The 8,633-nt window shown below is 67.1% G+C and carries 10 protein-coding genes; 2 read left to right on the top strand and 8 right to left on the bottom strand.

Annotated elements, in window-relative coordinates:
* The 3 genes from HII28_RS13530 to HII28_RS13520 form a co-directional block, all read right to left on the bottom strand.
* The coding region (locus tag HII28_RS13530) for a ParB/RepB/Spo0J family partition protein (protein WP_170025859.1) at positions 1-533 on the bottom strand (533 nt) is incomplete at its 3' end.
* Positions 534-625: 92 nt separating this feature from the next.
* Positions 626-796, bottom strand: coding sequence for a hypothetical protein (locus HII28_RS13525; RefSeq protein WP_170025858.1), 171 nt, complete (start codon positions 794-796; stop codon positions 626-628).
* Positions 797-801: 5 nt separating this feature from the next.
* A complete protein-coding gene (locus tag HII28_RS13520) occupies positions 802-999 on the bottom strand; it encodes a hypothetical protein (RefSeq protein WP_170025857.1) in 198 nt (65 codons plus the stop codon).
* Positions 1,000-1,678: 679 nt separating this feature from the next.
* Between HII28_RS13520 and HII28_RS13515 the strand changes: the two genes are divergently transcribed.
* Together HII28_RS13515 and HII28_RS13510 are read left to right on the top strand one after the other, a co-directional pair.
* Positions 1,679-2,098, top strand: coding sequence for a hypothetical protein (locus tag HII28_RS13515; RefSeq protein ID WP_170025856.1), 420 nt, complete (start codon positions 1,679-1,681; stop codon positions 2,096-2,098).
* The gene (locus tag HII28_RS13510) at positions 2,095-2,415 is read left to right on the top strand and encodes a hypothetical protein (RefSeq protein WP_170025855.1); all 321 of its coding nucleotides are present in this window, start codon (positions 2,095-2,097) and stop codon (positions 2,413-2,415) included. Before HII28_RS13515 ends, HII28_RS13510 begins: the two co-directional genes overlap by 4 nt.
* Before the next feature lie 302 nt (positions 2,416-2,717).
* Here the strand turns inward: HII28_RS13510 and HII28_RS20310 are convergent, their stop codons facing one another.
* From HII28_RS20310 to HII28_RS13490, 5 genes are all read right to left on the bottom strand, one after another.
* Positions 2,718-3,053, bottom strand: a complete 336-nt coding sequence (locus HII28_RS20310; RefSeq protein ID WP_240977948.1) for a hypothetical protein — start codon at positions 3,051-3,053, stop codon at positions 2,718-2,720.
* A 299-nt stretch (positions 3,054-3,352) separates the two neighbouring features.
* Positions 3,353-3,901 (bottom strand): alpha/beta hydrolase fold domain-containing protein, encoded by a 549-nt coding sequence (locus HII28_RS13505; protein ID WP_205864656.1) that lies wholly within the window; start codon positions 3,899-3,901, stop codon positions 3,353-3,355.
* A 146-nt stretch (positions 3,902-4,047) separates the two neighbouring features.
* Positions 4,048-5,682 carry a glycoside hydrolase 43 family protein gene (locus HII28_RS13500; protein ID WP_170025854.1) on the bottom strand — a complete coding sequence of 545 codons (1,635 nt, stop codon included), beginning with the start codon at positions 5,680-5,682 and terminating at the stop codon, positions 4,048-4,050.
* Positions 5,682-7,205, bottom strand: a complete 1,524-nt coding sequence (locus tag HII28_RS13495; protein ID WP_170025853.1) for an alpha-L-arabinofuranosidase C-terminal domain-containing protein — start codon at positions 7,203-7,205, stop codon at positions 5,682-5,684. The genes HII28_RS13500 and HII28_RS13495 overlap by 1 nt, the downstream gene beginning before the upstream one ends.
* A 290-nt stretch (positions 7,206-7,495) precedes the next feature.
* Positions 7,496-8,500 carry a LacI family DNA-binding transcriptional regulator gene (locus tag HII28_RS13490; RefSeq protein WP_170025852.1) on the bottom strand — a complete coding sequence of 335 codons (1,005 nt, stop codon included), beginning with the start codon at positions 8,498-8,500 and terminating at the stop codon, positions 7,496-7,498.
* Between the last annotated feature and the right edge of the window lie 133 nt (positions 8,501-8,633).

Below are 8,633 nucleotides of genomic sequence, written 5' to 3'. Positions count from 1 at the left end.
AGAGTCAACTGCTGCCCGTACTCGGTCGCGGCCTGCGTCGCCGTCGCAGACCCCGCCACCGTGAGGATGTCGGCCACTCGCTTCTTCGACGTGCCGGTGCTGCGTGCGATCCGGGTCACGCTGACGCCTTCCAGGCTCAACTGCCGCACCGCGGCAACCCGGTCCAGGGGTGTCAGCTCGTCCCGGGCGAACGTGCGCAACTGATCGGCGATCCGTGCCGCCACGGTGCCGCCCTGCTCGGCCAGCCCGAACACGGCCGGGATCCCCGCCAGCCCGGCTTCCCGGGCCGCCAGGAGGCGGCGCTGCCCGTCATAGACGTACACGGTCCCGTCCTCGCCACGGCGGGCCTTCACCGGCTCCCGCACCCCGTCCGCGCGGATCGAGTCGATGAACTCCAACGACACATCCACGATCGTGCGCACGTTGGCGTCCAAGACCGCGACGGCCGGGTCGATCAGCTCGACCGTGACCGCGCTGACATCCACCGTCGCCGCGGGACCGTCCGCTTCGGTGGTGCTCTTCTTGCTGCTCATGTTGAGCGTTTCCCTTCTCAGTAAACTTCTGTGATCAGGTCGGGACCGAGGCATTACCGGTGCTTCGGTCCCGACCCCTTTCTTGGTGGGGGTCAGACGGCGACCGGGGCGTTCGTGACCTTCCGGCTCGCCGCCACCCACCACTGCCAGATCGTCGCGATCTGCTCGCCGGTCAGCGACGCCATCGCCCCCGTCGCGGCGACCCGGCCAAGGAACAACCCTGAGCCCAGCAACGGCGAGGTGTACCGGATCCGGTCCGTCATCACCGTCAGGACCGGGTTGAACCCCCCCTGTACAGGCCCTCGTCATCAACCCAGCAGTCGATCCCGTCCGGCATCCGCACCACATTCAGGTGGTCGCACCCCAGCGCTGCCTGCCTCGACAACCACAGGGTCACCGCGTTCGTGTCGTCGACCTGCACCGAGCGCATCGCGCCCTCCGTGTTGACCAGCATCCCGTTCAGCATGTGTCTCTCCTTCCATCTCGTTCTTTTGCCGTGAAGGCACGAAGTGCCATCGCAGGGAGGAGGACGGAGTGCAACCCGAAGGGCAGCGGAGGAGAGAGTTTCCCGCCGAAATCAGGGAGCCGCCAGGCGACCGCGGCCGGAAAGTCTCGGGGAAGCTGGCGGCCGCAGGCCGCTTGCGCGGAGGACGACGACCGTAGAATGCCGCAGGCTTCACGACGAAAGAACGCACCCGAAAGGGTGCAGAACACTACGGCCGCCTAGCGGCCGACCGATTGGTCTCTCACAGACCCATAACGTCTGACAGACGTTTGCGCGTCTGCGGACCTTCGCACTATCGACCCGGCACTCCGCAGAGCCGTAGACTTTCCCGCCCCGTTCGGTCCGACGACGCCGATCTTCGCGCCGGGGAGGAACGTCCTCGAGGATGACGTGTCCGCTCTTGGCGACCCTGACCTGGTCGAGTCGAGCGCACCACTGCGTGGAGACCATGGCTCTCCCTGCCTTCCGCGTATGAATAGCGCAGCAGGGGCCGTTGGCGTCCGTCGCGGTTATGGTGAGCCCCTCCACCACGATCTCGCCTCCAGAGTAACCCGCCTCAGCCCGACCGAACAGATGTGCCGGGCGTGATTGGCCGAGGAAGCCCGTATGATGGTTTCGCGTCGTAGTGCAGACTTTGCGTATGCCACGCACCATGGAGGAGTTCCAGGCCAGTCTCCGCGATCAGCTGTCGTTCATCGATGCGTCTGCCCACGCCTACGACATGGGCCCATACGCCGAGTCGCTCCGGCTTGCCACGACCATCCGCGTGCTTGTTCACGACACCCCGTCGAGCAGAAGTCTGCTCGCGCACCTCGGGGTGAAGGACTCCATCCAATTTGTCACTGGAGACCAACCAGACTCAGCGCCGCCGCCGAACAGCGACCTTGCGCGCTATCTGGAAAGCTGGGGCCTGGAACAACGGCAGTGTCGGACCCCGGCTATGCCGTCGTCGCCGTCATGTCAGACGGTGCGCACGAATGGCGCCCCGCGTACGACGCCGCCCGACTCACTGGAGACCGGTTGGTACCTTTCGACTTCTGGTGGAAAACACCGCAAATGACCGACATGCAGGGGAACACCTTCTCGCGCCGCAACATCGTGCTCTACATGGCAAACAAGGATGGCGGCGCCCATCTCGACGACCGGCTTCCTACTGACTACGAAGCTCTGACTCGCCGCAACTCAATGGGCTTCGTGACACACGACCAAGGATGGACGTTCAGCCGGGAAGTCTCCGAGTCACCGGCGCCTGCAGTGGTACGACAGGTCGCGGAAGAACTCCGCATGACGCTCCGTCTCCAGATACCGGACATGCTCGGCGACCTCATCACCGCACCCGATCCCGCGCCCCCGCGACCGCAACCGGTCGCTTTCTAGGGGGGCGCGCGGACGATTGTTCACCACGCGAGCCCCACAGGAGTCCTAGCGACGACGGCGTAGCCTCGAGGATCCCGGAAGCCGATCGCGAGTCCTCGAAAGGGCCGGCCGCATGCCACGTCGGCATCGCATCTCATTCAGTGTCGATTTTGATACGTAAGCGCCTATCGCGAAACGTGAATCAGGATGGGGTGAAGGAGATCGGCAGGTTAGAGGGAGGGACTCGGTATCCCGACCCGGATTTCGGCACCTTTACCACCCGGCGCCTGGGCAGAGGGAGCGACACCAAGGTGCAGACGACTTCAGACGAAAGGGCCTTCAGTTAGCCTCGATCGCTTCCAAGGCCCTACCTCGGCACCCTCGCGCTCGTTCGTGGCAGCGAACGATTCGTTGAACAGGATCAGCGCCCTCGGCTGGATTTGCCCGACGATGTCGCGCATCCGCGCCAGCTCCTCGTCGAACTTCCCGCTGGCGAGTGCGGTGTCCTCCTCGCGCTTGAAGTGGGTGAAGACGCCGGAGACGATGGTCGCCGATAGGGAGCGAGCCGGCACGAACATGCCGGCCTGCATCATCAGCTGGGCGAGGCCGACGCTGCGCAGGAACGTCGATTTGCCGCCGCGGTTCGCTCCGGTGACCATGATGAGCCGGTGGCCATCCGCCTCGACGGTGTTGCCGACGATGGAGCTGATGGCGAGCCTGCTCCCCGTGGCCTCCTTGCCCGATGAGACCAGGGCGAGGCTCACGTCGTACAGGTCGTCGCAGGTGAACTCCTGCCGCTGCCCGGGGATCGGGGTCGGGAACGACGTCTGCAGACCGCGGTGATCGATGGCGTGGGCGAGATTGACGCATCCCACGTAGAAGCCGAGCTCGGTGCGCATCATTTCGAAGAAGCTGCGAATGTGGTCGACGGATCGAGCCAGCGCATCCGCCACGAGGTTCAGCCCCTGCCCACGCAGCTGCGACAGCGCCTGCGCCCCCGCCTCATCGCGCTCCGCGATGCGGAACGACGGGCTCGGATGCGTGGGTGCAGCACCGGGTACAGCAGCAGGGTCTGCCACGGTGCGTGGCCGTCGTGGATCGCGCGCAGGGCCACCGACGCCGCCAGCGAGGCGCCGGCGCTCGCGACGCCGACCGCGACCCGGGCCGGGTCGACGCCGAACCGCGCGGGGTCCGCGTGTACCGCGTCGAACGCCGCCGTACAGTCGTCCTGCGGCACGGGGAACCGAACCGGCCGGCCGAGCTCGTCGACCCGGTCGCCGACGGTTCCGCCGAGCTCGGGCATCACGGGGCACAGGCGGTAGTCGACGGAGACGACCACCGCGTCGGCACGGCCGGCGACGCCGCACGAGGCGCCGTGCGCCTCGGCCATGTCGAGGTCGCCCCAAGCGAAGGCGCCGCCGTGCATCCAGACCAGGCACGCGCGGCCGCCGTCGGGCAGGGTGCTCACAGGCGTGTAGACGCGCACGGGCACCGGGCCTGGGACCACCTGGTCGACAATGGTCAGGTCCCAGTCCTCGAGCGGCCCGAACGGTGCCCTCCACTACTCGACGACGGGCTCGGGGACCTGCGCGAACTCCGTGTAGTCCTCGATGAGGTACCGACGCGCCTCCAGCTCCGGTACAAGTCGTCTCGTCATGGCCTCGTGCCTTCGATGTCGTCGCCGACCCTGAACCAGTCGACGTCCACGTACCCGCCGGTCACGGCCGTCGCATAACAGAAGATCGCAAATCGATACCCGGTGAAGTGGCCGAGGCTGTACTCCATCGCCAGGTCGTCACCGATCGGCGTCCACGTGACGCCGTCGAGAGAGTAGGCGAACGACGCACGGTCGGCGGCGTCCCGGAAATCCACGTCGGCCCGCAGTGAGACCGTCTCGGCGTCGAGCGGCACAGGGACGCTCGTGAACGCGACCCTTCCCTGCCCGTCCGCCCGACGCATTACCAGCCGACGGGCACCGCCCCGCATCTCGACGGCCACGTACCCGTACTTCTGCTGGTAGGCGGACAGGCCAGCGAGATCGCCGTCCTTCATCCCCGAAACGTCCAGCAAGATCGCGGCCGAGGCGGCCGGCCCGTATGTGCGTTGCGTGAGCGTGTTGCGGGCGTCGAGGATGCCTGACGCGACACTCCCCGTGGTCAGCCGCAGGTGGCCGGGACGCTCGGTGAGCGACCAGAACCGGTTATCCGGGTTGTGGTTCCACTGCCACGGAAGCGCCAGGTTCGACCCGTTCCAGGCGTTCTCCTGCGATGTCGTCACCGCTCCCGCATGCACTGTGCTCCAGTAGCCGGCGGCCGTAGTCTCGTTGTCGAAGTCGTCGGTGACGAGCAGGTGCGTCCCTCTCGCCGACGGTGTTCCTTTTGGCATCGCCATCGAGGCGTCCAGTCTGTACACCGGCCACCCGTCCTCCTCCCAGGTCACGCGCGCCAGCTGTGGCGATCGGCCGAGCGGCCCCTCGTCCTGGAACACCATGGCGTACCAGTGCCCGTCGGGCGTCTGGACAACGCCGCCCTGGGCGGCACCGCCGCCCTTGCGCCCCTCGACCGACACCGCCTGGCTGAGCACGACTCTGCCCTCCCAGGTTCCACCCTGAGACTGCGGCGTCAGCACCGTCGACCGCCACACGACCTCCTGGCGCACCCCGTCCGTCGGCCACTCGATCATGAAGACGTAGTAGTAGTCGCCGATCTTGTACGCGTGCGCGCCCTCGGCGTTCAGCCCGCTGGTCTGGTCGACGTTCGCGTCGTCGACGAGCCGGATCGCGGGTCCGTCCCAGACGTAAGTCCCGTCCGCCGCCAGCCCCAGGCGGCGCAGGTCGATCACACCGCCGCCGTACACCAGGTAGGTGTCCTCGCCATCGAACAGGAGCGACTGATCGTGGGCGTAGCCGTCGAGCACCGACCGCGTCCACGGCCCGTGCTCGATGCTCGGCGTCGCGTAAATGTACGTCTTCTGCGTGGTCAGGCTTCCGACCGAGACGTAGTACGTGCCCTCGTGGAACCTGATGCTCGCGGCCCAGCTGCCTTGGCCGTAGGCGTTGCGTCCGTTGCGCAGCGCGAGAGCGTCCGTGTCGTCGAGGATCGGGCCCGTGTAGCCGGCGAGTGACCAGTGCACGAGGTCGCCCGAGCGCATGATCGGCACGCTCGGCGCGAAGTACATGGTCGTGCTGACCATGTAGTACTGCCTGCCGTCGTGAACGACGTCGGGATCGGGCACGTCGGAGAAGATGACGGGGTTCGTGAACCGGCCGTCCCGGTGGCGCGAATCCATCAGCGCAGGTCGAGCGAGACGGTCACGTATGAGTGAGCTGGCAGGTCCACCTCGAGCCCGCGGGCATGCGTCCGCACACCGGCGTGCGCTGCAGGCGAGACGGCGTCGAGACGCTCCGGTGTGTTGTGTGCGTCAAGTGTCGACGCCGTCAGGACCCGCGCGGAGTGCCCGAGCACGTCTCGGCCCCGCAGGTCGAGCACCACGGTGCAGTCGGTCTCGGCGTCGAGATTGGACAGCGACACCAGGGCGGTGTTCCCGTTGACAGACGCGGACGCCGAAACGAGCGAGAACTCGTTCCCCTCGACGGTGCGGGTGTAGGCGTCGAGCAAGTGCACAGCCAGCGCGGCGGCATCCTGGTGACCGGAGTTCATCTCGAACACGTGGTACGTCGGAGTGAGCACCAGCGCGCCCGTGTCGGGGTCTGTCAGGATCATCGCCTGAAGCACGTTGACCGTCTGGGCGATGTTGGCCATGACCACACGCTCGGCGTGCCGATGGAACGCGTCGAAGTGGACCGAGGCGACCAGCGCGTCGCGCAGCGTGTTCTGCTGGTACAGGAAACCGGGGTTGGTGCCCTTCTCCACGTTCCACCAGGTGCCCCACTCGTCCACGACCAGGCCGACTTTGCGATGTGGATCGTAGCGGTCCATGACCGTGGAGTGGCGAGTGAGCAACTCCTCCATCTGCCGAGCGCGCGCCATCGTGACGTTCCACTGGTCCGTGCTGAAGCCGGTGGCGTCGCCCTTGTCGGACCACGAACCCGCCATCGTGTAGTAGTGCAGCGACACGGCCTGGAACGGGCCGGCGTGCCCCGCAGGGTCCGACGTCAGGTCGTCGAAGGACCGCATGAGCGTCTCGGTCCAGTGCAGGTCCCCGGCGTTCGCTCCTGCCGCGATCCGGTACAGCGAGTTGGCGCCGTGGTTGCGCGAGTAGGTGGCATACTGGCGGGCCAGCGAGGCGAACTGCTCAGCGCGCAGGTTGCCGCCGCAGCCCCACGCCTCGTTGCCGAGGCCCCAGAACGGCACCCGCCACGGCTCGTCACGCCCGTTCGCCCGCCGCAGCGCCGCCATCGGTGAGTCGTCCGAGCGGGTCAGGTACTCGACCCAGTCCGACATCTCCGCCACCGACCCCGAGCCCACGTTTCCCGCCACGTACGGCTCGGCGCCCAATAGCTCGCACAGGTCCATGAACTCGTGCGTGCCGAAGGAGTTGTCCTCGACCACGTCGCCCCAGTGAGAGTTCACCATCCGCGGGCGAAGCTCGCGCGGGCCGATGCCGTCACGCCAGTTGTAGTCGTCCGCGAAACACCCGCCCGGCCAACGCAGGTTCGGGATCCGGATCGCCTTCAACGCGTCCACGACGTCGGAGCGGATGCCCCGCACGTTGGGCAGCGGCGAGTCTTCGCCCACCCAGAATCCGCCGTAGATGCACCTCCCCAGGTGCTCGGCGAAGTGCCCGTAGATGTGCCGGCTGATCGTGGCACCCGGCAGGTCCAGGTCGATGACGGCGGTCGTGATAGTCATGGCGCTCCTTCGCGTCAAGGGATGTCTGGGTCAGGTGAGGCAAGAGGTCAGTCGGTGGCGCACGGGAGCCAGACCCATAGGCCCAGGCGTCCGATTGCTCCACGTCCTGAACGGCACGGCATTCATGACGCGCTCGGCGCTGAGACTGTCAACCGCCGGTGAAGCGTCGGTAGGACCGGCGAGGCCAGGACGGCCCTGCCGGCGGGTGACGACGCCGGGGGTTCGCACGGATGGGTCTCCTTTGACCGGGGCGATGTGGGGTGATGCGAAGAACCTGTCGCAGTCCTGGGCTAGGCGTCACCACGGGTGGATCCACGCACTACGAGGCGAACGGGCGCGACGACGTGCTCGGCGGGACCCGTCCAACCCGCCATCTGGCGGTGAAGCAGGTCGACCGCCGCCTCTGCGACGCCCTCGTGGTTGGCATCGACCGACGTGATGCCGGGAGGGACGAAGCGCGACATGTCGAGGTTGTCGAACCCCGCGAGTTGAACATCGACGGGCACCCGCAGGCCACTCTCCACGAGGGCGGACAGCGCACCCAGGGCGACGATGTCGGTCACCGCGAAGACGCCGTCGAAGGCCGTCCCCCTGGCGATGACCTCGAGCATCGCATCATAGGCACTGAGCGAGGTGAAGTCGCCGACCGGCGCGACGAGCGCCGGATCGACGGCGAGACCGGCCTCGTGGTGCGCGCGCTCCCACCCGACGCGTCGGTCCGTGGTCATGATGTGTGCGGCGTCGAACGTGCAACCGAGCGCGAGAATGCGGCGCGCTCCGTGCTCGATCATGTGCGCCGTGGCGAGTTGAGCGCCTGATTCGTTCGCGAGGCGTACGTGGTTGAGGTGGTCGGGAACGTCACGCTCGCCCAGCAGGACGATCGGCTTCGTGGTGCGAACCCGGTCGAGCAGCTCCAGGTCGAGTTCAGCGACGGACAGCAGGACGCCGTCGTAGATCTGGAGCCGCGGGACGCTCAGCGCCTCCATCTCCTGTTCTGCGTTGGCACTCGTCCGCTCGAGAACGAGGTGACGCCCTTCCGCCTCAATGAGCGGGGCGACCTGGTCGGCGAGCTCGCCGAAGTAGTCGTGGAAACTCGGCACGACGAACGCGACCGTATCGGTCCGCCCGGCGCGCAGATTCCTCGCAGTCAGGTTGACCTCGTACCCGAGGGCTTCGACGGCCGCCATGACGCGGGCGCGTGTCGGCTCACCGACGGGAAGGCGCTCGTTGATGACGTTCGACACGGTCATGACCGAGACACCGGCCTCGCGGGCCACGTCGGCCATCTTCACCATGCGCATCCTCCGGAGCCGCGACGTCCTGCTAGTCCGAGAGGAAGATGGGTGCATACCTCGCCGGGGCGCGAACGGCCTGACGACGCCGCCAGGCAGCGCCAAGTATATCGATAAAATGTCTCGCGGTCGCTCC

Origin of the sequence: Planctomonas sp. JC2975, assembly GCF_012985205.1 — a bacterium.
GTDB lineage: Bacteria > Actinomycetota > Actinomycetes > Actinomycetales > Microbacteriaceae > Humibacter.
The sequence above is the reverse complement of the archived record's forward strand: the minus strand, read 5'-3'. Positions and strand labels throughout refer to the sequence as shown.

Bases quoted from the DNA above. Each gene is read 5' to 3' on its own strand.
- HII28_RS13525 (WP_170025858.1), bottom strand. From the start codon at position 796: ATGACGGACCGGATCCGGTACACCTCGCCGTTGCTGGGCTCAGGGTTG.
- HII28_RS13520 (WP_170025857.1), bottom strand. From the start codon at position 999: ATGCTGAACGGGATGCTGGTCAACACGGAGGGCGCGATGCGCTCGGTG.
- HII28_RS13515 (WP_170025856.1), top strand. From the start codon at position 1,679: ATGCCACGCACCATGGAGGAGTTCCAGGCCAGTCTCCGCGATCAGCTG.
- HII28_RS13510 (WP_170025855.1), top strand. From the start codon at position 2,095: ATGACCGACATGCAGGGGAACACCTTCTCGCGCCGCAACATCGTGCTC.
- HII28_RS20310 (WP_240977948.1), bottom strand. From the start codon at position 3,053: ATGGTCACCGGAGCGAACCGCGGCGGCAAATCGACGTTCCTGCGCAGC.
- HII28_RS13500 (WP_170025854.1), bottom strand. From the start codon at position 5,682: ATGGATTCGCGCCACCGGGACGGCCGGTTCACGAACCCCGTCATCTTC.
- HII28_RS13495 (WP_170025853.1), bottom strand. From the start codon at position 7,205: ATGACTATCACGACCGCCGTCATCGACCTGGACCTGCCGGGTGCCACG.
- HII28_RS13490 (WP_170025852.1), bottom strand. From the start codon at position 8,500: ATGGTGAAGATGGCCGACGTGGCCCGCGAGGCCGGTGTCTCGGTCATG.